Below are 26587 nucleotides of genomic sequence, written 5' to 3' on the forward strand. Positions count from 1 at the left end.
GACATGTTTATGGATTCAAAAGATATTTTTCGTGCGGTGCAAGCAGGGGAAATAAATTATGAAGATGCTGAAAAACAATTGCTTCAATTTATTGGCGAGCTCCCGGATGAATCATTGGAAGCCAGTCCACAGGAATTATCAGAAGGAGTGGCTTTCACGTTGCAACCATTGGACAGCTTCCACACGCCGGAGGATGGGCAGGAGATAAGCGCCCCCCAAATAAAGGTACAGTCTGTGGTTGAATTGCAGGAATTTGAGCACGGGATTGTCTTGTTGAAAATGAAGGACACGGCGCACAAAAATACATTTTCCGATGAACTGATTATTGGCCTGAATCAGGCGTTTGAGACAGTGCAGGCTAACGAAAATTATAAAGTTGTGATTCTGACGGGATATGACACCTACTTTGCCACAGGAGGCACCCAAGAGGGATTGCTGGCTATCCATGAGGGAAAGGCAAAATATAGCGATACCAATGTTTATAAGATTGCTTTGGATTGCAAGCTGCCCGTCATCGCTGCTATGCAGGGACATGGGATTGGTGCTGGCTGGTGCATGGGGATGTTTTGCGATTTTATCGTGATGAGTCGGGAAAGCATCTATACTACTAACTTTATGAAGTACGGCTTTACCCCCGGAGCGGGTTCAACCCTGATTTTCCCTGAGAAATTCGGGGTTAGTATGGCACAGGAAATTTTATTTACAGGTACTAGATATAGCGGTTCGGAACTGGAAACCAAAGGGGTTCCTTTTCCTGTTGTGCCGAGGAATGAAGTGGTGCCGTACGCCATGCAGCTGGCAAGAAAACTGTCCGAGTCTCCCAGGGAGTCATTAATTGAGCTGAAAAACCATATGGCTCAATCGATAAGAGAAAAGCTGGCGGCTACCATTGAAAAAGAAATAAAAATGCAGGATAAAACGTTTGTGAATCAGCAAGAGGTTAAAGAACGGATTCAATTTGCCTATGGACAGCTGCCGAATAGCAATGATTCCCACAAAACGGTCAAGCATGCTGATTCTAAAAAAGCTATGCCAGATATTCCGCGCGGTCAGGAACATAAGGAGTCTATCGCGATTATTGGTATGGCAGGGCAATTCCCCGAATCCAAGACTTTGGCTGAATTTTGGGACAATCTGGCTCAGGGAAGGGATTGTATATCGGAAATCCCTTCAACGCGATGGTCAATCGATGAATATTACGATACCGATCCCAAGGCTCAGGGAAAAACCTATAGCAAATGGATGGGTGTTTTAGAGGATGTAGATAAATTTGACCCGTTGTTCTTTAATATATCCCCTGCAGAAGCAGAGATGATGGACCCTCAACAGCGTCTGTTTCTTGAAAGCAGCTGGAAATGCATTGAAGATGCCGGATTAAATGCAGCCTCACTGTCGGAGAGCCGATGCGGTGTTTTTGTAGGTTGTGCAGCCAGTGATTATGGGAGGTCCATGAGTGGGCAGGGGTTAAATGCGCAGGTTCTCATGGGAGGGTCTCCTTCAATTCTATCCGCTCGGATTTCGTATCTGCTAAATTTGAAAGGTCCTTCTTTGGCTATTGATACCGCGTGCTCTTCCTCTCTGGTGGCCATTGCTGAAGCTTGCAACAGTCTCCTTTTAGAAACAAGTGACCTTGCTTTGGCAGGCGGAGTCATGATTATGGCTGGTCCGGGAATGCATGTTATGACTAGCAAGGCAGGAATGCTGTCCAAGGATGGACGGTGCTTTACCTTTGATGCCCGTGCAAACGGGTTTGTCCCCGGAGAAGGAGTTGGGGTCATTTTATTAAAACGGCTCTCTGATGCAGTCAGAGACAAGGACTCCATATATGGAGTTATTCGGGGATGGGGAATGAACCAGGATGGAAAAACCAACGGAATAACTGCCCCAAGTGTAAATTCACAAATCTCGCTGGAAAAAGACGTATATCGACGGTTTAACATTCATCCCGAAACCATCTCCATGGTCGAGGCTCACGGGACAGGAACAAAGCTGGGTGATCCTATCGAGGTGGAGGGACTTACGGAATCATTCCGATCCTATACAAGCAAGAAGGGTTATTGCGCCTTGGGGTCACTGAAAAGCAATATGGGTCATATGATGACTGCGGCCGGGGTGGCCAGTGTGATGAAAGTGCTGCTGGCCATGAAGCACCGCCAATTGCCGCCTACCATCCATTTCGAATCCTTAAATGAACATATTTCTCTGGAGGATAGCCCGTTCTACATTAGCACCGGTCTGCAAAGCTGGGAGCCCGAACCGGGAGTACCCCGGCGTGCGGGCGTAAGTTCCTTCGGATTTAGCGGCACTAACGCTCATATGGTTATTGAAGAATATGTTCCTGTAGTCTCTGCGGTGAATCTACCCCCAGTGGGTAAAGACAACCCGGGACTATTTGTGCTGTCCGCTAAAAGTGAACAATCCTTGAAAACCTATGCAGCAGATATGATGAATTTTGTTAAGTTGCACGAAAGCGTTAATCTGACGGACCTGACCTATACCTTGCAAGTGGGAAGAGAGGCTATGGACTGGCGTCTCGCGTTTTTGACGGATTCAAGAGAAAATCTGATAGATGAACTTGAACTTTTTATTAACGGAAGCTCGTCGGAAAAAGTGCTGATCGGCCGTGTGAACTATGCAGGGGACAGAATCGAACTCTTGGATTCGGACGAAGACACCGGAACCCTGGTTCGGGCCTGGACTGAGAAGAAAAGACTTGATAAGGTAGCCAAATTGTGGGCCAATGGCGCAAGCATTGAATGGGACGCACTTTATGGAGATATCAAGCCCAGACGAATCAGTCTGCCGACCTATCCTTTTGAAAGGGCACGCTATTGGTTATCCGAAACGGGCACTGGACAAGGCAGTATAAATCCAGCTATGACTGCCCAAATTCATCCTTTATTGCATCAGAATATTTCCGATCTCTCCGGACAACGTTATAGCTCTACTTTTACAGGTCGGGAATTTTTCCTGTCAGACCACAGAATCAAGGCTCAACAAACATTACCCGGGGTGGCTTATCTCGAAATGGTGCGAGCAGCTGTAGAAGAGGCAGTGGGGGCTGTAGTAGAAGGCGAGACACATATTCGGCTAAAAAATATCGTATGGGCCCGGCCTGTGGTTGTAGCAGACGGACCGGTGAGGGTACTCATCAGTCTATATCCCCAGGACAATGGAGAGATTGCGTTTGAAATATGCAGCGGGATGGAAGGAGCCGACGCTGAGGGCATTATACACAGTCAGGGAGTCGCTGTGTTGGAGAGGGCGGGCGAGCTACAGTATCTGGACCTGAATGTCTTACGGGCAGAATGTACCCGTACACCACTTTCTTCAAGCCAATGCTATGAAGCTTTCAGAGCCATGGGGATAGACTATGGACCGGCACACCGTGGCATTGAGGCAATCTTCCGAGGAAAGGATTACGTGCTGGCCAAGCTGTCCTTACCATCCTCTGTACTCCATACTCAAACTGAATTTGTTCTGCACCCGTCTTTGATGGATTCAACTTTGCAGGCCACAATCGGCTTGGTAATGGGTTCGGAAGAAAATTTGCCTGTAGGCAAGCCTGCGTTACCCTTTGCTTTGGAGGAACTGAAGATATCCGAAAAATGCACTCCAGAGATGTGGGCCCGGATCTCTCACGATGGGAGTGAAGAGACGTCGAATGGATTAAGTAAGGTGGATATTGATCTGTGCGATGAGAACGGAAAGATTTGCGTGCAGTTCAAAGGACTTTTATCCAGAGCGTTGGAAGGAGATGTGGGACAAGCCAGCATCACTGAGGATATGGGTACACTGATGCTTGAACCTGTCTGGCAGGAGATGCCTGTCACCGCAGGGGTGAACGCAAACGAAGATATCCGGTATGTTGTGATCCTGTGTGAAGTGGATGGTACCGCCAGGGAGGATATTGAAGCCCGCATGGATGGTACTCGCTGCCTTGTTTTACAGTCTTCCAGCGCGGATATGGACGGTCGGTTTCAAGATTATACCATTCAGATATTTGAAGAATTGCAAAGCATCCTGCTGGACATACCCAAACAGAAAGTTTTGATACAGCTTGCAACCCACGCTCGGAAGGACCAACAGGTTTATTCCGGGCTCTTTGCAATGCTGAAAACCGCTCAAAAAGAAAATCCGAATGTCATGGGTCAGTTGCTTGAGCTTGATGTGGAGGATGATGTCGAAGGAATCATTGAGAAACTACAAGGGAACCGGAGTGGCCGGTATAACGAACGGATATGGTACCAAGGGGACAAACGACAGGCTTTAATATGGCAAGAAATTGAAGCCTTACGTGAAGATGCAGACCTGCCGTGGAGAGATGGTGGGATCTATCTCATTACTGGTGGCTTAGGCGGTCTGGGGCTTATTTTTGCCAGAGACATTTTGCGCAATGTGAAAAACTCCATCATCATATTGGTGGGTCGGTCATCACTTTCTGCGGACCAAAAGGCTCAGTTAAACGAACTGAGAGCGCTGGGTGGTCATATAGAGTACCAACAGGCGGATGTGGGCCACAACGAATCGGTTACCGGGCTAATTCATGGCATCGTCGAGCAATTTGGCGGCCTTAACGGTATTTTGCACACAGCCGGAGTGATTCGGGACAACTTCATCATCAAGAAGACTAAAGAAGAGGTTAGAGAAGTGCTGACTCCGAAGGTCTCAGGGGTGATGAATCTGGACCAGGCCAGCAGAGACCTGCCCCTGGATTTCTTTATCTTATTTTCTTCGGGCGCAGGAAGCCTTGGCAATGTAGGACAGGTTGACTACTCCGCTGCTAATGGCTTTATGGATGCTTATGCCTCCTATCGAAATGCTTTGGTGACAGCAAAGCAGCGCCAGGGGCAAACGCTGTCGATAAACTGGCCTCTGTGGAAGGATGGAGGCATGCATGTCGACCTGGAAACGGAAAGGGCGATGCAGGGCCTAGGCATGATTGCCATGCAAACGGAGAGTGGAATCAAAGCTTTGTATCAAAGTCTGTCTTCCGGCAGAAGTCAGGTTATGGTGATCGAAGGATATCCCCAAAGGATTAAAGCGGCAATTTTAGGCCAGCTCTCGGAAACTGATGTCTCAGGCCGATCTGTAATGGAAAGCGAGGGAGCACCGCTTATCGGAGAAGAATGGCTAAGGGAAAAAGCGGAGGGTTATTTGAAGACGGTACTTTCAACCGTGATCAAGCTGCCCGCTGAAAGTATAGATGTACATGCACCAATGGACAGGTATGGGATTGACTCCATACTGGTTATGCAGCTTACCAATGAATTGGAAAAGACTTTCGGCTCACTACCGAAAACATTATTTTTTGAATACCAAAATCTCCGGTCATTGACGGGTTATTTCCTTGACTCGTATCGCGGTCGGCTGATTGATGCTGTAGAAGCGACAGAGAAGAATACGGCTCCTGATGCAGGCCCGAAAGCACCTATAAAAGCAACCATAGAGCCTTTGACCTCGATATCGGCTAATCGTAGGCGTCCATGGCTTCTCCCGACAGGTATACAGCCACATCAGGAGAAGAAGGCATTAGACATTGCAATTATCGGCGTGTCAGGAAGATATCCGGGAGCATTAGGTATCCGAGAGTTCTGGGAAAACCTAAGGGATGGAAAAGATTGCATTACAGAGATTCCCAAGAGGCGCTGGGATCACAGTCTGTACTTTAATGAAAACAGAGGCAAGCCTGGGAAAACCTACAGCAAGTGGGGAGGGTTCATCGATGGGGTGGACTGGTTTGACCCGTTGTTTTTCAATATTTCGCCAAGGGAAGCGGAAACGATGGACCCGCAGGAGCGCTTATTCCTGGAATGCGTTTATGAAACGATAGAGGATGCAGGTTATACGAGAGAAAGCCTTTGTGCAGAGCGGGAGCTTGGCGGCATAGAAGGCAATGTCGGGGTTTACGTTGGAGTGATGTATCATGAGTATCAACTTTATGGAGCCCAGGAACAAGCCAAGGGAAGGATGATTGGGTTTTTCGGTAATGCCTCGGCGGTTGCCAACCGGGTATCGTATTTTTGTAATTTTCAAGGGCCAAGTATCGCTGTAGATACTATGTGCTCCTCGTCACTGACATCAATTCATATGGCCTGTCATGGACTACAGCATGGAGAATGCGAACTGGCAGTAGCAGGAGGGGTCAACGTCTCCATCCATCCTAACAAATACCTATTGTTGGGACAGGGAAGTTTTGCATCAAGCAATGGGAGATGTGAAAGCTTCGGACAGGGAGACGGATATGTACCGGGAGAAGGAGTCGGAGCTTTGCTGCTCAAGCCATTAGCCAAAGCCATAGCAGACGGAGACCGCATATATGGAGTTATCAAAGGAACTGCAGTGAACCACGGGGGGAAAACCAACGGCTATACCGTACCTAACCCCAACGCACAGGCCCGTGTGATTGGTCAGGCAATTAAGGAGGCAGGAATCAACCCCAGAACCATCAGCTATATAGAAGCCCATGGTACAGGAACTCCACTGGGAGATCCGATTGAAATTGCAGGCTTACAAAAGGCTTTCCGTAAATATACCGGGGATAAGCAGTTCTGTTCAATCGGGTCGGCGAAGTCTAATATCGGGCATTGTGAGAGCGCTGCTGGTATCGCCGCGGTGACAAAGGTACTTTTGCAGTTGAAATATAAACAAATCGTGCCTTCGCTACATGCAAGTACCTTAAATCCCAATATAGACTTCAGCGATAGTCCCTTTAAAGTTCAGCAGGGGTTAGAAGAGTGGAAAAGACCTGTAGTTGCCATCAACGGTGAAACCAGAGAATACCCAAGGGCAGCAGGAGTGTCGGCCTTTGGTGCTGGGGGCTCTAACGCTCATGTGGTCATCGAAGAATATATTCCAGAAGAAGCTAGTCAGCAGCAAGCTGCTCCTACATCCCTGAATCCTGTCATGGTCGTGTTGTCGGCCAAAAATAAGGAAAGGCTGGACGAGCAGGTGCAAAGATTGCTGTCTGCAATCAGAGAGCTGAATGACCCGCATACAAGTCTCTCAGATATCGCCTACACGCTGCAAATTGGGAGGGAAGCGATGGATGAACGTCTGGCGATCATTGCCAAATCCATCCAAGAGCTTGATTGGAAATTGGAAGGCTTCCTGCAAAAAAAGGAAGGTGTAGAAGAACTGTATAGAGGACAGGTAAAGCGTAATAGAGGAGGGCTTGTCACTCAGGAAGTCGATGAAGATATGGCTAAAATGATTGATGCATGGGTGGACAAAGGGAAGTATGGAAAGCTCGCTGAACTTTGGGTTACGGGACTGATTTTGGATTGGAACAAGCTTTATGAGGATGTGAAGCCTCGCAGGATGAGTCTGCCAACCTATCCTTTTGCCAGAGAAAGTTATTGGATACCCGTACATGAGGAAAAGAGCGCCGCAATAACAGAAGCCGCTTCGTCCCAATCTTCCTTTTTGACACCTTTACTGCATCAGAACACTTCAGACTTTCTGGAGCAGCGGTTCAGTTCAACGTTTACAGGCGATGAATTTTTCCTCAAGGATCATGTTGTGAAAGGCCAAAAGGTTCTGCCTGGCGTAGCCTATCTTGAGATGGTACGGGCGGCTGTAGAATGTTCCACAGGCGATATGGACAACAGCACAACAGGAATCCGTTTGAAAAATGTAAACTGGATTCGGCCCATTGTGGTGGACAACCAGCCAGTTCCTGTACACACCAGGCTATCCCTGGAAGACACCAGAAAAATAAGCTTTGAAGTGTATAGCGGGCAAGTAGGAAGCGAAAGAGGGCATACCGTGCATAGCCAAGGTGATGCGGTGCAGGTTTGCGTAGAGCAAAAACCAACACTAAACCTTAAGGCGTTACAGGCAGATTTTGGTCAACACAGGTTTAACGGATCGCAATGTTACGAAATCTTCGAGGAAATGGGTATGGATTATGGCCCGGCATACAGATGTGTGGAGAAGGTATATACACATCCGGGCAGGGTGCTAGCCGAGCTGGCATTGCCTTCCTTCATTTCTAATATGGCGGACAGCTTGGTCCTTCACCCCAGCTTGCTGGATTCGGCCTTGCATGCATCCATCGGGTTAATCATGGGCCAAGAGAACGGAGGGCTACCGGGTACCGCTGTACCAGCTACGCCTCATATGCCGTTTGCCCTCCAAGAGATTGAGATTTATGGGGCATGCACCCCGACCATGTGGTCGTTGATTCAATACAGCGAGGGCAGCAAGAAAGAAGACAAGGTACAGAAGCTTAATATTGACTTGTGTGATGAGGAAGGAACTATTTGCGTCAGAATAACAGGATTATCCACCCGGGCGCTGGACGGAGAAATCGGCATTGAAAATGCACAAGGCGCAGCGGCAGGAGAAAGTGCCGCCGACCCGCTTGTGGGATCTGTAATGCTCATCCCGAAATGGGACCCGGTTGCTATAAAAAAAGATGTCGTTTCCCCCTCACCGACAGACCGATTGGTCATTGCAGGTGGTGCTGACAAAGACAGACAGGCCATCCGGGAGTATTATCCTAGGGCGCATTTCTTGGAGCTTCAAGCGCACGATTCCATTGAAACAGTAGCCTCAAAGGTAGAAGAATATGGAGCCGTTGACCATATTCTGTGGATTGCACCCTGTGCTTCCGTCGAATCGGTGACTGCTGAATCCATGATCAAGGAACAGGAGCAGGGAGTCCTTCTCTTCTTTAGAATGGTCAAAGCGATGCTTTTATTGGGATACGGGACGAAAAAGCTAGGCTGGACAACGATAACCAATCAAGCTCAGCCGATGGATCAGAACGATACAGTCAACCCGACTCACGCAAGTCTTCATGGGCTGGTAGGCACCATGGCCAAAGAATATCCGAACTGGAAAATCCGTATCCTTGACCTGCAATCCGATGATGACTGGCCGCTATCCGATATATTTACGCTGCCTTCAGACCGGCAAGGACGGATGTGGGTTTTCAGAAATGGGCAGTGGTATCGGCAGCAATTGATTCCATTCAAACAGACTTCAGGTTTAAAAGGACAGACGCTATACAAAGTCAGAGGCGTCTATGTGGTCATCGGGGGCGCCGGCACTATCGGAGAGGCTTGGAGCAAGTATATGGCCTGTACCTACCAGGCTCAGATGGTGTGGCTAGGCAGAAGGCAAAAGGATGCCTCTATCCAGGCCAAACTGGACGGATTTGAAGGCCTGGGACCTGTTCCATGCTATATCACGGCGGATGTAGCAGACGAAAGGGAGCTGCAGCGGGCATATGAGGAAATAAAACAGCGGTACTCCAACATAAACGGTGTGGTCCACTCAGCCATTTCATTTTTGGAGAAGGGCTTGGAAGATTTGACGGAGGAAGAGCTCCGGTCAGGGCTTTCAGCAAAGGTTGATGTCAGTGTACGCATGGCTCAGGTCTTCCAAAATGAGCCGTTGGATTTCGTATTGTTCTTCTCTTCCATGATTACCTATGTAAAGAATCCGGGACAAAGTAGCTATGCTGCCGGAAGTACCTTTAAAGACGCGTTTGCGCATCGTCTTTCGCAGGAATGGCGTTGTCCGGTGAAGGTCATGAACTGGGGATATTGGGGGAGCGGCGAAAACAATGCCTCCGAAAATGGACGGCAGGAGGTAGAAAACTACTCCAGACTGGCGCAAATAGGTGTTGGGCTCATTGACCCGCAGGAGGGGATGGAGGCGCTTGGGACGCTTCTTGCCTCACCGATCGACCAAATGGGGCTTATGAAAACAACAAGACATCTGGAGATGGAAGGGACTAATCCGACAGAAGAGATTGATCTCTACCCGCCTAATTCGGCTCCGAACCTCAGGGATATACAGGAAAATATTGCTACAGCAATACAATCAAGAAGCCATTTTATCGAAAATTATGCCGCAGACGATATGAGCGATCTCCAGGAAAGGGAGATGGAACATCTCCTACACAGGTTGTTGCGGGAGCAGCTCTTGTCCATGGGGTTATCAGGGACAGATCGTCAGTCTGTCGACGAGTTCAAAAATAAACTCGGACTTCCTGAGCTATATGGCAAATGGCTAAAAGAGAGCATGGAGATTTTGGCACAGATGGATAACGACCTATCAGGTAGAAACTCCAGCTTGACGGATCGAGATGATGTCTGGCATGAATGGGAAGAGCGCAAGCGTACTTGGCTGCAATATCCGCAGATGAGAGCAAGGGTCAATTTGGTTGAGACAACGCTACGAGCTTTACCAGAAGTGCTTACCGGAAAATCGCCTGCGACGGAAATCATCTTCCCCAATTCCTCAATGGAACTAGTGGAAGGAATTTATAAGAACAATCTGGTTGTGGACTACTTTAATGAGGTACTTGCCGATACTACTGCTGCTTATATCCAGGAGAGGATTATGGCCGACGCCGCTGCGGAAATCAGAATTCTGGAAATCGGCGCGGGCACCGGAGGGACCAGTGCTGCGCTTTTCCTGAAATTACGCCCATACAGCAAACACATTCAGGAATATTGCTATACCGATATTTCCAAAGCCTTTTTGATGCATGCAGAAAAAGAGTATGGGCCGCATAATCCGTATCTCAGCTATCAGATTTTTAATGTTGAAGAACCTATTGCCGGGCAAGGTATTGAGACGGGTAAATATGATATTGTCATTGCCGCTAATGTACTTCATACCGCAAAAGACATCCGTCAGGCGTTACGTAATGCAAAAGCGGTTTTGAAAAGCAACGGCTTGCTCCTGCTCAATGAAATCACAGGTAGTAGCGTGTTTACCCACCTTACCTTCGGATTGCTAGATGGCTGGTGGGCGTATGAGGATCCGGAATGGCGTATTCCTGGATGCCCAGGGCTCCATCCTCAAATATGGGAAACCGTATTGGACAAAGAAGGTTTCCATGCAGCGTTCTTCCCGGCGCAAGAGGCGCATGATTGGGGCCAGCAGATTGTTGCAGCCCAAAGCGATGGCTTGGTTCGGCAAAAGCGACAGCACAAACGAAGATCAATATTGATAGAGAAAAGAACCGTAGAAACGGTATCAGTGAAACAACGAACTCAACCCAAAATAGAGGTAGCACAAGCAGAGGTAGAACATGTGCTGCGTGAAAAAAGTACGGCGTACTTTAAACATTTGCTTGGTGAGACGCTAAAAATGGAACCGGGAAGTATCGACTCAACGGTTGCCCTGGAAGAGTATGGAATTGACTCGATATTGGTAGTGCAAATCACAAATGTTTTGCGTGAAGTCATCGAGGATTTTGCCAGCACGCTGTTTTTTGAGTACAACACCATAGATGATCTAGTAGCATACCTTCTTCAAACGCAAAAGGACTCGTTGAAGAAGCTGGTAGGAATGAAGGAACAGGAGTTGACCGAAGAGACTTCCAGAGTTGAAGAGGGCCCTGCTTCGCAATTACTCGCTACTGTCCCAATGAGGTTTGACCGGGGAGGGCGTTTCCTTAAGCCTTCTGACAGCACAATGGAAAAGCCAACGACACGATCCTCCAATATCAGGGATGTTGCGATTGTTGGGATGTCAGGACGCTATCCGGGAGCTCGTAATATAGAGGAATATTGGAACAATCTAAGAGAAGGTAAAAATTGCATAACTGAAATTCCGAAAGACCGTTGGGATTGGAAGACCTACTTTGACCAAGAAAAAGGGAAAAGGGGCACAATCTATACGAAATCGGGTGGTTTTATCGAAGGCATTGATTTATTCGATCCGCTATTTTTCAAAATTTCTCCCGCAGAAGCCGAAACAATGGACCCGCAGGAAAGACTGTTCCTGGAAGCAGCATATGCAAGCATAGAGGATGCTGGGTATACCCCTGCCAATCTTTGTGAGAGTAGAAGAGTCGGTGTATTTGCAGGTGTTATGAACGGAAATTACGGTTTGGGACCTCAATATAATTCCATCTCGAACCGGGTTTCCTATCATTTGGATTTCCAAGGTCCGAGTATGTCCTTAGATACCGCTTGCTCTTCCTCATTGACGGCGATCCATTTGGCTTTGGAAAGTCTGTATAGCGGTACAAGCGAGTGTGCCATTGCCGGGGGAGTCAACTTAATTGTAGATCCTATCCACTATATCAAGCTGTCGGCTATGACGATGCTTTCTAAAACGGGTGAATGTAAGTCATTCGGAGACCAGGCAGATGGATTTGTCGACGGAGAGGGTGTCGGTGCGATTGTGTTGAAGCCGCTGGAGAAGGCCATTGCAGATGGCGACCATATTTATGGAGTTATCAAAGGGAGCATGCTAAATGCTTCAGGTAAAACCAGCGGTTATACAGTACCTAGCCCTCAAGCTCAATCCTGGTTGATTGAAGAGGCGCTCCAGCGTGCGGATGTTGATGCAAGGACAGTTAGTTATATTGAAGCCCACGGAACCGGTACAGCTCTGGGAGATCCTATTGAAATTGCAGGATTGACAAGGGCTTTCGAAAAATTCACAACGGATAAGCAGTTCTGCGCCATAGGGGCGGTCAAATCGAATATAGGCCATTGTGAGAGTGCAGCAGGCATTGCAGGAGTGACTAAAATATTGTTGCAGCTTAAGCACAGCCAGCTAGTACCATCCTTACATTCCAGGAAGTTGAACCCTGAAATTAATTTCAACAATACTCCATTTATCGTTCAACAAAGCCTGGAGGAATGGAAGAGACCGGTAATTACAAGCGATGGAATCACAAAAGAATATCCAAGACGGGCTGGAATATCGTCTTTTGGTGCAGGCGGGGCAAACGCCCATATCGTGATTGAAGAGTATATTCCCGAGTATCAGGAACAGTCTGGAACAGAATCTGACTCTCAGGGACCTGCTATGATCGTGTTGTCAGCCAAGAGCGAGGAGCAGCTTAAGGAAAAGGGACGACAGCTGCTGAATGCTCTTCAGGGTCAGCTATCCTCCGCAAGCCTATCGGATATTGCCTACACGCTTCAGGTGGGGCGCGAAGCGATGGAGGAGCGTTTAGCCGTACTTGTGGAATCTACCGCAGAGCTTGAGGGAAAATTAAAGAGTTTTGTGGATGGACGTCATAACATGCTCAACCTATATAGGGGACAGGCTAAACGCAACAGAGAATCGTTGTCTATTTTTTCGGGGGACGAAGATTTGCAACAAATGATCGATCTTTGGATTTCCAAAAAGAAATATACCAAGCTTTTGGAGCTATGGGCCAAAGGAATAAATTTGGATTGGAAAAAACTTTACACAGGGAAGATGCCTCACCGTATCAGCCTGCCTACCTACCCTTTTGCTAAAGAGCATTACTGGACTTCTGAAAGCAAGGATCAAGTAAAAGCCTATGCATTATTTTCGCAAGGTGAGAGCGATGTAGACTTTGATGATATATTGTGCGGCAGACTCTTGGATGAAATGATGAACGATACCCTGTCTGTTGATGAGGCTGCCAGTGAAATCCTCAATATATGTATACGTAAATGAGAAGTTTCTACGTGCTGGGAGGCAATAGAAGATGAAGGACTTTTTTCAATATATTCTAGGCGAGGTAAAAAGCGGACGGATACAGAAAGAGGATGCCATTGTAAAAATACGCCAATTTCAAGCTCAAATGGCTTCGCATGAGACTGCGCAAAGCGGAACAAGGACTGCGGGGTTCTTGGCGGATACGGGAGTCCTTATGCTTGAGCCTTTCTGGAAAGAGCAAGTTGCTCTTCAGAAAGTGGCACGCCCTGAATTTAGCCAGCATCTGGTGGTGCTTTGCGAACTGGATCATTTCGCGGAGCGAAGCATTGAATCGCTCATGAAAGGAACCCGTTGCATCAAGCTGCATGCCAGCCAAAGCAGCATGGATGAACGCTTTCAGGCGTATGCCACCCAGCTGCTCACGGAAGTGCAAATGGTTCTCAAAGAGGAATCCAAGGGTAGCGTACTAATACAGATTGCAGTTTCCGCACACAGCGCGCAGCAACCTTTCGCAGGACTATTGGGATTACTGCAGACAGCTGAGAAAGAAAACCCGAAAATCGTAGGGCAATTCGTAGAATTGGAATCTGTAGGTTTGGAAGAGATGATTGAGAAATTAAAAGAGAACAGTCAATATCCAAAGGATAAAAGGATACGGTATGAGGATGGCAAACGTTTGGTTCTCGGCTGGAACGAGTTGAAACCCACCGAGACAACGGGAAGAGTGCCCTGGAAGGATCGGGGGACTTATTTGATTACAGGCGGTGCAGGAGGTTTAGGACTTATTTTTGCGGAGGATATCGCCCAGCGAGTCAGGGAAGCCACGCTAGTTCTTGTAGGCCGTTCAAATCCGGACGAAGGCAAACAGGCCGTATTGGAGAAGTTGAAGGCGCTGGGGGCCCGCGTTGAGTACAGACAGGTAGATGTAGCACGGAAGGAAGAGGTCTCCAAATTGATCCTTGAGATCAGGGAAGAGTATGGAGGCCTTGATGGTATTCTTCATAGTGCTGGAGTAATACAGGATCGTTTTATCATGAATAAATCACAGGAAGAGTTCGCGGGAGTAATGGCACCAAAGGTTGCCGGACTGGTGAACTTAGATCAGGTGACCAAGGGGCTACATCTTGATTTCTTTATTCTCTTCTCCTCAATAGCTGGGATTATGGGCAACCCCGGTCAAGCCGACTATTCTGCCGCAAATGCCTTTATGGATGCCTATGCCGCGTATCGAAACAGCCTTGTATCCTCAAAGGAGCGCAAAGGGCAGACGCTATCTGTCAATTGGCCTCTCTGGAAGGACGGAGGGATGCATGTGGACAATGACACGGAGAGGGCTTGGCAAAGTATTGGCATGGTAGCTATGCAAGCTTCAAACGGTATCCAGGCTCTATATAACGGTCTGGCCGCTGGTCTAAATCAGTTATTGGTCATAGAAGGTGAGCAATCCAGATTGCAAAAGTATTTCTTGGAGTCCCAACCGCAGGAGAAAGAATATGTTGAAGAGTCAGCTTCTTCAGAGGTGAATCTTGAACTGCTTCTGGAAAAAACCTTACATCAGCTAAAACTGTTGTTTGGAGAAGTTACCAAGCTGAGCATTGACAAGATTGATGTCAGCGAGCCTTTGGAGAGCTATGGCATAGACTCCATCATGATTACAAGGCTTAATCAAAAGCTGCAGGGGATTTTTGGAGAAATATCAATGACCTTGTTTTATGAATATCAGACGTTGGAAGCAGTGGCCGAATATTTTATTGCTGATTATCACAAGGAATGCGTACGGTGGACAGGAATCGGAAGCCCGATAAAGACGGAAGAGAAATCCGTCTCCATTTCCGCAACCTTGCATGCTGCCAGCGAGTTTTCTTTGTCACCCCTGCCAAAGGAAGAAAACAATCGTATCTGCAACACGGCTACTAGCAGAGACCGTGTGAAACACGAGCAAATAGCCATTATTGGTATAAGCGGACGATATCCGCAGGCCAAAAATATGGAAGAGTACTGGAGCAATCTGGAGCAGGGCAAAGACTGTATAACAGAAATTCCTGCGGAACGCTGGAAGAGGGAAGGTTTCTACTGTTCCGACATCAAAGAAGCGGTTGAAAAGGGCAAAAGCTATAGTAAATATGGAGGATTCGTGGAGGATTTTGCAGATTTTGATCCTCTCTTCTTTAATATATCTCCCCGGGAAGCAATGAGTATGGATCCTCAGGAACGAATATTCCTGGAAGAATGCTGGAAGGTTTTCGAGGATGCAGGATATAGCAGAGAACAGCTCGCCGAACAGTATAATGGCCGGATTGGCGTCTTTGCAGGAATTACCGGAACGGGGTTCAATCTATATGGACCAAAGCTGTGGGAACAAGGACAACCCGTCTTTCCGCGAACCTCCTTCAGCTCGGTAGCCAACAGAATATCCTATTTCTTGAACTTAAAGGGGCCTAGTATCCCGGTTGATACCATGTGCTCTTCCTCATTAACTGCAATCCACGAGGCCTGTGAGCATATCTTTAACGGTGAATGCGAAATGGCTGTTGCTGGAGGAGTCAACTTATATCTTCATCCTTCAAGCTATATCTTTCTCAGTACGATGAGAATGCTATCGCCTGAGGGACGGTGTAAAAGCTTTGGGGAAGGTGGGAATGGATTTGTCCCTGGCGAAGGTGCAGGGGTCGTACTGCTCAAACCTTTGTCACGAGCCATTGCAGACAAGGACCATATCTATGCCGTTATTCGGGGAACCCGTATCAACCATGGAGGAAAAACAAACGGGTATACCGTGCCTAACCCGGTAGCACAGGGTGAACTGATCAGAGAGGCTTTTGATAAAGCAGGCGTAAATGCCCGGGCAGTCAGTTATATTGAGGCCCACGGTACTGGAACGGAGCTCGGCGATCCTATTGAAATCACCGGGCTTACCCAGGCATTTAAGAAAGATACGCAGGACACGGGGTTTTGCGCTATTGGCTCGGTAAAATCAAACATAGGTCATTTAGAGGCGGCCGCAGGGATTGCAGGCATCGCTAAAATCATCTTGCAAATGAAAAACCGGAAAATTGCCCCTAGCCTGCATTCCCAAAAAGTGAACCCTAATATAAACTTTTCCAAAACGCCATTTGTAGTCCAACAGGGGCTTTCTGAATGGGAGCGTCCGATAGTGGAGGAGGACGGCGAGCAACGGGAATACCCGAGGATCGCCGGGATATCTTCCTTTGGAGCCGGTGGGGCTAATGCCCATATCGTCCTTGAGGAATATCTCCCTGCGGAACAGGATGACTTTCAAAATGCCTTTACTCCTCCAAGACCGGTCGTCGTAGTTCTGTCGGCAAAAAGTGATGGAGCATTGAAGGAGCAGGTAAGCCAATTGGTTGCTGCAATGGATCGGAATGAGTTTTCCGATCACGATCTGGTGAATGTGGCTTATACCTTGCAGACAGGACGCGAAGCGATGGAAGAGCGCCTCGCTGTGGTCGTTGAGTCAGTGGAGGAACTTAGAAACAAGTTACGGGGCTTTATTGGAGGAAGACAGAGTATTGCACAGCTTTACCGGGGACAGGCCAAGCGAGACAAGGAGAGCTTGAACATGGCCTCAGAGGAGAAAACGCTCGATGAAACGGTTGATTTACAGATTCTAGCGGAAAAGTACGGCAGAATCTCAGACTTGTGGGTCAAGGGTGTCCATATGGACTGGAGCAGACTTTACGGTAATGTCCAGCCCCGCCGTATCCCTTTACCCACCTATCCTTTTGGCAGAGAACGCTATTGGATACATTTAGATGAAGAAAAGCCTGTCGTCAATGCGGTTGCACATCTACATCCATTACTGCATCAAAACACCTCCGTACTTTCTGAGCAAAGATTTAGTTCAACCTTTAGCGGCCAGGAGTTTTATCTGAAAAACTCCGTAATTGACGGAAAGCTTGTCCTGTCAGAAGCGGCATGCCTTGAAATGGTGCGGGCAGCGGTTGAGCAGTCGTTAACAGTACAGGAGAAGGGGCAGGCAAACATCATTATTAAAGATATTGTATGGACACATGCTCCCGCTATAGGAGATCAGCCGTTAGAAATACATATAGGGCTCTTTCCGGGAGATCAAGGAGCGATTGGCTTTAAAATCTACAGCAGATTAACAGGAGCCGGAGACCCTGTCTTACACAGCCAGGGTAATGCCGCACTGGAGATGTTGAATGAAGCGGAAACGTGGGATATACAAGCTTTGCAGATGGAATGCTTTCAGCATGTTTCGCCTGGGATAGACGACGAAGCAGTGTGGGACATGGGAGCCGACGACAGTCTGGGACATCAGACCAATGAACAAGTGCATATAGGACAGGGGTTAGTGCTGGCCAAGCTATCGTTGCCTTCCGGTATTAGGAATACTGAGAGCTTATTTGTTTTGCATCCCTTTATAATAAACGCTGCTTTGCAAATGCCGCCGGCATACTTGTTTTCGAATGATGAAAATATCATGCGGCCTTCAGGCATTGATCCTCTACAGAAAATACGGCCGACTGCCATTGAGGGACTCGAAATATTTCGGGAATGTCCCTGTGAAATGTGGGCGTTGATCCGGTATAGCAGAGGAAGCGGGGCTGGTCATAATACGCAGAAGTATGACATTGATTTGTGTGATGAGGCAGGCCAGGTCTGCGTGCGCATAAAAGGATGCTCCTACAAGGTAGTGGGCGCATGTGAGAAAACACCTGGTGCAATGATGCTCCAACCCTTCTGGAAAGAACAGGCGGTTGTTGCGGAGGACACGATGGTTCCCATTTACGAACGACATGTGGTAATGCTTTGCGAAACAGATACCATTGCTGCAGGAGATATCGAGTCCTCCTTGGCAGGAGTGGAATGTATCACTCTGCAATCCGGTATGGAGGAGGTCGATCGCCGCTTCGAAATGTATGCTATCCAGGTTTTTGAAAAAATAAAAAGTATCCTGAATGACAAACCCAAAGGCAAGGTGCTGGTGCAGATTGTAACGATGCCTCAACATGAAAAGCTGCTCTTCGCTGGGCTGTGCGGCATACTCAAAACTGCGCAAAAGGAAAATCCAAAGATCCATGGTCAGTTAATTGAAGTTGAGGGTACAGAAAAAATGGAAGGGCTCATCGAAATACTAAAGACGAGCAGCCGACACCCTGCGGATAGCCGTATCCGGTTTGCAGAAGGCAAACGTTGGATTCCTGTCTGGAGTAAAGCAGAAATGCCGTCAGAGACACCAGATATTCCATGGAAAGACCGCGGGGTTTATTTGATTACTGGAGGAGCAAAGGGTTTAGGTCTTATTTTTGCTAAAGAGATTGCGCGTCAGGCCAAGGAAGCGATTTTGATTCTTAGTGGACGTTCCCTACTGGACCAGGACAAGCAGACCTCATTGGAGGAATTGAAGGCATTGGGCGCCCGGGTGGAATACAGACAGGTGGATGTCACGCGGAAGGAAGCTGTGGTTGGCTTAATTGAAGATATCAAACAGACATACGGCGGAATCAACGGCATCCTACACAGTGCTGGAATAATCCAGGATAACTACATTATTAAAAAGACTAGCCTGGAATTCAGGACAGTACTGGCGCCCAAGGTTGCGGGACTGGTAAATCTGGACCAAGCCAGTAAGGACATTGCTCTTGACTTCTTTATCCTGTTTTCGTCAGGTACGGGAGTGGGTGGTAATGCAGGTCAGTCTGACTATGCTGCCGCGAATGCTTTTATGGACGCATATGCCTGGTACCGCAATACCTTGGTATCCTCCATGGAGCGTACAGGCAAAACGCTGTCCATCAATTGGCCGTTATGGAAAGATGGCGGAATGCGGCCTGACCAGGAGACGGAGAAGGCCATGCAGAAGGTGGGTATGTATGCGATGAGGACAGAGACAGGCATGAGCGCCCTGTACCAAAGCATAGCCTGCATACCGGATCAGGTCATGGTGATCGAAGGAGACGTAGAGCTAATCAGCAACATGATGATCATGGAGGGACAGCTTGAAGAAAGCGGCAAAGCATCCCAGGATCAGGCGCTCGGATCAGAAGCTGAAGCATACATCGTTTCCTCCACAGCAAACAAGACAGAGTCCGGCCGTGAAGGAGACCTGTTGCGTGAAAAGACGGTCCATTACTTGAAGACCCTGCTTTCAACGTCCATCGGCCTGCCCGTATATCGAATCGAAGAGGATACACCTTTTGAAAATTATGGGGTTGATTCTATAAAGTCTATGGAGTTGACCGACCAGCTGGAGAAAACATTTGATCAGGTATCGAGGACTCTATTTTTTGAATATCCGGATATCCGGAGTTTAACGGAATATTTTGTGGAAGCCTATCGAGACCAATTAATTGCTTTGTTTGGTATAAATCAGGTAGCGGTGGCAGGCGCGAAAGCTGACACAACTTTTGCAGCAAACAAGGTAGTGTCCGGCAGAGCAGAGGACCTACTGCGTGAAAAGACGGTCCATTACTTGAAGACCCTGCTTTCATCGTCCATCGAACTGCCAATATATCGAATCGAAGAGGATACACCTTTTGAGAATTATGGGGTTGACTCTATAAAGTCTATGGAGTTGACCGACCAACTGGAGAAAACATTCGATCAGGTGTCGAGGACTCTATTTTTTGAATATCCAGATATTCGGAGTTTGACGGAATATTTTATGGAAGCCTATCGAGACCAATTGATCGCTTTGTTTGGCATAGATCAGGCAGCAGCTGCGGGTGCAAAAGCCGACACAACTTCTATAACAAATAAGGCAGTGTCCAGCCAGGAAAAAGAGCTACTGCGTGAAAAAATGGCAAGTTACCTAAAGCGCCTGCTCTCTTCGTCCACTGGACTGCCGGAACACCGCATTGAAGAGGACAAAAACCTGGAAAACTATGGTGTCGACTCCATAAAGTCAATGGAATTAACCGATGAGCTGGAAAAAAACTTCGGACCGCTATCGAGGACCTTACTTTTTGAATATCCGAATATCCAGAGTTTAATAGAATATTTCCTGGAATCGCATCGAGGCGAATTGATTGAATGGTTTGGTATGGAGCAGGTAAAAGCCCCTTCTCCGATATTCCTTCATCCCCAATTTTCTGCAACCGAGGTAGAGCCTCCAGAGGAGAAGAAACAAGAAACAGGAGCGATGGACATTGCTGTCATCGGGATGTCCGGGAAATATCCAGGTGCGGAAAATATTCAGGAGTTCTGGAGCAATCTCCAAGAAAGCAAGGACTGCATTACCGAAGTTCCAAAAGATCGTTGGGAGCATGATCTTTATTTTGACAAGGAGAGAAACAAGCCGGGAAAAACCTACTGCAAGTGGGGCGGTTTCATGGAACGAATAAGCCTGTCAGAGCCAGCATTCTTTCATCTCACCCCCTATGAGATCACTTTAATGGACCCGATGGAGCAACTCTTCCTGGGGATAATATGGAATTTGCTTGAAAGTGCAGGATATACGCGAGAGGCATTACAGAAGAAACACCAGAACAAGGTTGGCGTCTATGTGGGCGCTACGTATCACAAATACTGCTCCTGTGATACCGAACCGGACTCTGCTCAACGGGTAACATCATTTGGGTCTGTTGCAGTCGCAAACCCCATGTCGCATTATTTCAATTTCCAGGGACCGAGCATATCCATTGATACGATGAGCTCTTCCTCAGCTGTAGCTGTCCATATGGCATGTGAAAGCCTGATCAGGGGAGAGTGTCAAATAGCGGTAGCTGGCGGGGGGAATCTATTGACCAGTCCCAAAAAATATATTGAATCCAGTCAAAATCAGTTGATTGGAAGTCATGAAGATAGCAGAAGCTTTGCAGATGGGGATGGATACCTTCCAGCGGAAGGAGTTGGAGCGGTACTCTTAAAACCGCTTCATAAGGCTGTACAGGATGGAGATTGCATTTTAGCGGTTATTAAATCCACGGCAACCAATCATGGGGGACATAGCAATGGATATACAATCCCTAACCCCAATGCGCAGGCGCAACTAGTCGAAGAAAACTTTTTGAAAGCCGGTATAGACCCCCGGACGATCAGTTATGTAGAGGCAGCCGCAAATGGGTCTACATTGGGAGACCCTATTGAACTTGCTGCTTTGAATAAAGCATTCCAGAAATTCACGACCGAGCAGCAATTTTGTGGCATTGGCTCAGTCAAATCCAATATTGGGCATGCAGAAGCGGCTTCGGGGATATCACAGCTAACCAAGGTCATATTGCAATTGTGGCATCGAAAACTGGTTCCTACCATTAAGGCCGAGAAGCTTAACCCTAATATTAATTTCAGTAATACTCCATTTTATTTGCAGCGGGAAGTTCAGGAATGGGAGCGGCCTGTAATTGAGATGCAGGGAGAAAAACGGGAATTCCCGTTGCGGGCAACCGTAAGCTCCTTTGGTGCGGGAGGCTCTAATGTGCATTTCATTCTGGAAGAATATATCCCTTCAGAAAAAGACAACATTCATTTACGAGTGGCAGATCAGCCCGAAGTGGTGATTCTCTCGGACATAAACCGGGAGAGACTGATGGCGCTTGCCAATCAATTACTGGGATATCTGGAGCAGCAGAGCGATGATGCCTTACAAGATATTGCCTTTACACTTCAGACAGGTCGCGAAGCGATGACATGCCGGGCGGCAATCATAGCGAGTACGCGGCAGGATCTACTCACGGGTCTTAGGGAACTTCTCAAAATAGCTGATAGCGGCAACGGACCCGAAGGGGCATCTATTCCTTTATTTATAGGAGAAAGCGTAGAAGACTCAAACACGAGTGCGCTTCTCTCAGGGAAAATAGGAGAGACCGTTTCTCAATTGCTGCTAGAGGAGAAAAACATGGAAAATATAGCGATGTATTGGACCCAGGGGGGCAGGATTTCATGGGAGGCACTCCATGAGGATAAAGATGTCCGCAGGATTCCTCTACCGATAACCCAGTTTTAAACATAAACAGGGAACCGATCACTATCAGATAGAAATTACAAATTATTCTGGAGGTAAATCATGAGGGAATTTAAAGATAAGATAGCCGTAGTTACAGGAGCTGCCAGTGGGATTGGCCGCGCTATTGCGGACCGATGTGTAAATGAGGGCATGAAGGTCGTTCTTGCGGACATTGAGGAGGAGGCCCTTCTAAGGGCTGAAAAACAATTGAAAGACATGGGCGCAGAAACGTTATCCGTAGTGACGGATATTTCCAAAGAAGCTGATATACGTGCATTAGCGCAAAAAACGGTTCAGACATTTGGAGCTGTGCATCTTTTGTTCAACAATGCAGGGGTGGACGCCGGCACGGGCTGCTTATTGTGGGAAAATACGGTGGCAGATTGGCAGTGGGTAATAAACGTAAACATATGGGGGATTCTCTTTGCAACTGAAGTTTTTGTTCCTATTATGCTGAAACAGAAAACTGCATGTCATATTGTGAATACAGCATCCATCGCCGGACTGTTGTCCGGCCCCGGTAATGGAATATATAGCGCGTCAAAACATGCCGTTTTAAGCTTGTCTGAAACGCTACACCAAGAACTCAGATTGATAGGTTCCAATGTAGGAGTTTCGGTTGTCTGCCCTGGGTTCGTACGTACCCAAATTATGGATGCGGAACGGAACCGACCGACGGAGCTTAGTAAGCAGACCGGACTAGGAAATCTTCCCCCGGAAAGACAAGTCATTAATCAATTGGCCCGCAAGGCTGTCCAGAATGGAATACTTCCAGAGGATGTAGCAAATCAGATGTTTGAGGGAATCAAAAAGGGGCAGCTATATATCATAACAGAGCCGAAATTCAAACCTGCAATAAGACAACATATGGAGAATGTTCTTAACGAAAGCAATCCTACACCTTCCCAAATGCAATTAGTTCGCAATTTGCTGTGAAATATTTATTTTAAATGGTTTTATTAGGATTTTAACAATGAGTATGTTGTGGGAGGTTAGAATGGACAGATCTGTAATTTTTATGTTTTCAGGCCAAGGCTCACAATACTACGGCATGGGAAAAGAATTATATAGGTTAAATTCAGTTTTTCGGAAATGGATGACCAAGTTGGATGAGATTCATACGGATATTACAGGCAGGTCCGTATTAAAAATGCTGTACGACGACAACCGTGGGAGGGGGGACGTGTTTGATAGCCTGTTATATACTCACCCTGCAATTTTCATGGTGGAGTATGCCCTCACACAGGTATTACTGGAAAAGGGGATTTATCCTGATTATGTTTTGGGTTCCAGCCTCGGTGAGTTTGCATCTGTTGCTGTGGCTGGCTGTATGAGTTATGAAGATACTCTTCAAAGCCTTGTCAAGCAAGCACAAATGGTAGAAAACTACTGTCCAAAGGGTGGCATGCTGGCCGTAATTGGCGACCTCAGTCTGTATGACCAAATATCCGTATTGAATGCCAACTCAGAGTTAGCATCAATCAACTACGACTCGCATTTTGTCATTTCTGGCAGCTGTGAGGAACTGGAAAAAATTGAACGCTACTTGATAGCTAATGAGATTATATGTCAAAGACTGCCGGTCCAGTTTGCTTTCCACTCTTCCTTAATGGACCCTATAGCCTTGGAATATACAGCGTTTTTAAAGCTTAAAACTCTAAGGAATCCGACCATAAATATGGTCTCATCTATGTACGGAGGCAAGGCGGCATCCCTTGACAACCGTTTTCTTTGGGATGTTGCTAGGAAACCTATCCGTTTTCGGAACGCTTTAAAATGTCTGGGAGACGGGGACGGGATTATCTATATTGACCTTGGCCCCTCAGGCACTCTTGCTAATTTTGTGAAGTACAATTTTGGTAGCAAGAAAATGGCAAGTATTTGTTCTATTCTTTCACCTTTTCAAAACGATATGAAAAATTTGGATCGTCTATTTGAAATATTCGACTAATATGCATTCACTAGCAAAAAGGAGGACACAAATGATCGCATATCTGTTCCCTGGACAAGGGGCTCAAGCCAAAGGCATGGGAGTAGAACTATTTGACGAATTTCAGGAATTGGTTGCAAAAGCGGATGCTATTCTTGGTTATTCTATTAAAAAACTGTGTCTTGAAGATCCTGCCAATCAACTAGGACAAACGGATTTTACCCAACCGGCGCTATTTGTCGTAAACGCTTTGAGTTATCTTAATACATTAAAAGAGACTGGAAGAAAACCTGATTATGTTGCAGGACATAGCCTGGGTGAATACAATGCCTTATTTGCCGCAGAGGCATTTGACTTTGAAACGGGCTTGAAGCTGGTTAAAAAAAGAGGAGAGCTGATGGTCAAGGCTACCGGTGGTGGTATGGCTGCGGTCATAGGCTTGAAGGAGGAAGTATTTAGAGAAGTTATCGAGAAAAATAATTTAAGGGAGATTGATGTTGCTAATTTTAATTCGCCAAGCCAGATTGTCATCTCAGGACCGAAGGGCATGATTGAACGGGCGCAGCGAATTTTTGAGGATGCAGGAGCCACAAACTATGTAATTTTAAATGTAAGCGGAGCATTTCACTCTAGGTATTTGGAAGATGCCAGACAGAGATTTGAGGCCTATGCGTCACAGTTCGAATTCTCAAAATTAAAAATACCAGTCATTTCAAATATCTATGCCAGACCCTACAGGCAGCAAGATGTAAGAAGTACGCTGATCAACCAGATCGTAAGTCCGGTCAAATGGTCGGAAAGTATAAGATATCTAATGGGTAAAAATGTAACCCAATTCATCCAGGTTGGACCTGGAAAAGTCATAACAGGGTTAGTTAATGCAATACAACGAGAAGCAGAACCGCTGATTGTGAGGGAGGATGAAGAACATAGCGAGCAGGTACAGGAAGTAAAGTCGAGGAATAGTATATCCGGCCAACGATTTACAGCGGAGTCTCTTGGTCATAGCGAATTCAAACAATATTATGGACTTAAATACGCGTATCTTATGGGTTCGATGTATAAGGGAATATCTTCAAAAGAGATGGTCGTAAAGGCAGGTAAGGCAGGAATGATGGGATTCTTTGGGGCAGGGGGAGTCAAGATTGGGGCCCTTGAAGAAGCTATAAAGTATATTCAGAAAGAATTGAACCAAGGCGAAGCCTATGGAATGAATCTTATTCATGTTCCCGATCACCTGGAAATAGAAAATAACATCGTTGATTTATACATAAAATACGGTGTTAGAACTATTGAAGCCTCTGCGTTTATGAGTATAACGCCTTCTTTGGTAAGGTACAGATTGAAAGGTTTGAAACGAGATGAAAAGGGGATCGTAACAGCGCAGAACAGGATTATAGCGAAAGTATCAAGACCCGAGGTTGTGGAGGCATTCTTGAGTCCTGCGCCTCAGAATATCGTAAATAAACTGCTAGAGGAAAATAGGATAAGCCGGGATGAGGCCCGGATGGCCATGGAAATTCCTATGGTAGACGATCTGTGCGTCGAGGCTGATTCAGGCGGGCATACGGATCATGCGGTTGCATATGTACTGGTTCCGTTGATGCTTAAAATGAGGGATGAAGCGTTACTTAAGTATAAATACAATAAAAGTATAAGGGTAGGGGCAGCCGGGGGGATAGGGACTCCACAAGCAGCTGCGGCAGCGTTTATACTGGGTGCGGATTTTATCATGACAGGATCAATCAACCAATGTACGGTTGAAGCAGGGACAAGTGATGATGTAAAAGATTTGCTCCAGCAGTTAAATATACAGGATACAGACTACGCTCCCGCAGGGGATATGTTTGAAATAGGAGCGAAAATTCAGGTTATGAAAAAAGGAGTTTTTTTCCCGGCCAGGGCGAATAAATTATATGATCTTTACCGTAATTATAACTCCATAGATGAAATTGATAGCGGAACCAAAAAATATATTGAAGAAAAGTATTTTAAGAAGAGTATTGAACAAGTATATGAAGATATTAAAGCTTATTACCCGGCTGAGATCATTGAAAAAGCTGAAAGGATTCCTAAACGTAAGATGGCGTTGATATTTAGATGGTACTTTACTTATTCTACACGACTTGCAATGAATGGAGACAAACACAGTAAGGTTGATTATCAAGTACACTGCGGACCAGCCCTTGGCGCTTTTAACCAATGGGTCAAGGGAACAGTCTTTGAGAATTGGAAGAACAGGCATGTTGATGAAATAGGACAAAAAATAATGGTTGAAACTGCGGAATACCTGAATGAAAGGTATAAAGCTTTAACGATAATGTGAGTATAAGTAT

Annotated in this window: 5 protein-coding genes; all 5 read left to right on the forward strand. The window is 46.8% G+C overall.

Translation table 11 applies throughout. The features are described 5' to 3' along the window. Positions 1 to 9 precede the first annotated feature (9 nt). A complete protein-coding gene (locus tag WA407_RS21745) occupies positions 10 to 13410 on the forward strand; it encodes an SDR family NAD(P)-dependent oxidoreductase (RefSeq protein WP_336078349.1) in 13401 nt (4466 codons plus the stop codon). Between the two features lie 31 nt (positions 13411 to 13441). Further along, the gene (locus tag WA407_RS21750; protein WP_336078350.1) at positions 13442 to 22321 is read left to right on the forward strand and encodes a type I polyketide synthase; all 8880 of its coding nucleotides are present in this window, start codon (positions 13442 to 13444) and stop codon (positions 22319 to 22321) included. A gap of 60 nt (positions 22322 to 22381) precedes the next feature. After that, positions 22382 to 23257: an SDR family NAD(P)-dependent oxidoreductase gene (locus WA407_RS21755; RefSeq protein WP_061828465.1), complete on the forward strand. Its 876-nt coding sequence runs from the start codon at positions 22382 to 22384 to the stop codon at positions 23255 to 23257. A 61-nt stretch (positions 23258 to 23318) separates the two neighbouring features. After that, positions 23319 to 24272: an acyltransferase domain-containing protein gene (locus tag WA407_RS21760; RefSeq protein ID WP_336078351.1), complete on the forward strand. Its 954-nt coding sequence runs from the start codon at positions 23319 to 23321 to the stop codon at positions 24270 to 24272. A 31-nt stretch (positions 24273 to 24303) separates the two neighbouring features. Further along, positions 24304 to 26577: an ACP S-malonyltransferase gene (gene fabD / locus WA407_RS21765; protein WP_336078352.1), complete on the forward strand. Its 2274-nt coding sequence runs from the start codon at positions 24304 to 24306 to the stop codon at positions 26575 to 26577. Positions 26578 to 26587 lie beyond the last annotated feature (10 nt).

The organism is Paenibacillus sp. 203, from assembly GCF_037027525.1.
Lineage (GTDB): Bacteria > Bacillota > Bacilli > Paenibacillales > Paenibacillaceae > Paenibacillus > Paenibacillus polymyxa_B.

Coding starts and splice junctions, on each gene's coding strand:
- WA407_RS21745 (WP_336078349.1), top strand. CDS start 10: ATGGATTCAAAAGATATTTTTCGTGCGGTGCAAGCAGGGGAAATAAAT.
- WA407_RS21750 (WP_336078350.1), top strand. CDS start 13,442: ATGAAGGACTTTTTTCAATATATTCTAGGCGAGGTAAAAAGCGGACGG.
- fabD (WP_336078352.1), top strand. CDS start 24,304: ATGATCGCATATCTGTTCCCTGGACAAGGGGCTCAAGCCAAAGGCATG.
- WA407_RS21755 (WP_061828465.1), top strand. CDS start 22,382: ATGAGGGAATTTAAAGATAAGATAGCCGTAGTTACAGGAGCTGCCAGT.
- WA407_RS21760 (WP_336078351.1), top strand. CDS start 23,319: ATGGACAGATCTGTAATTTTTATGTTTTCAGGCCAAGGCTCACAATAC.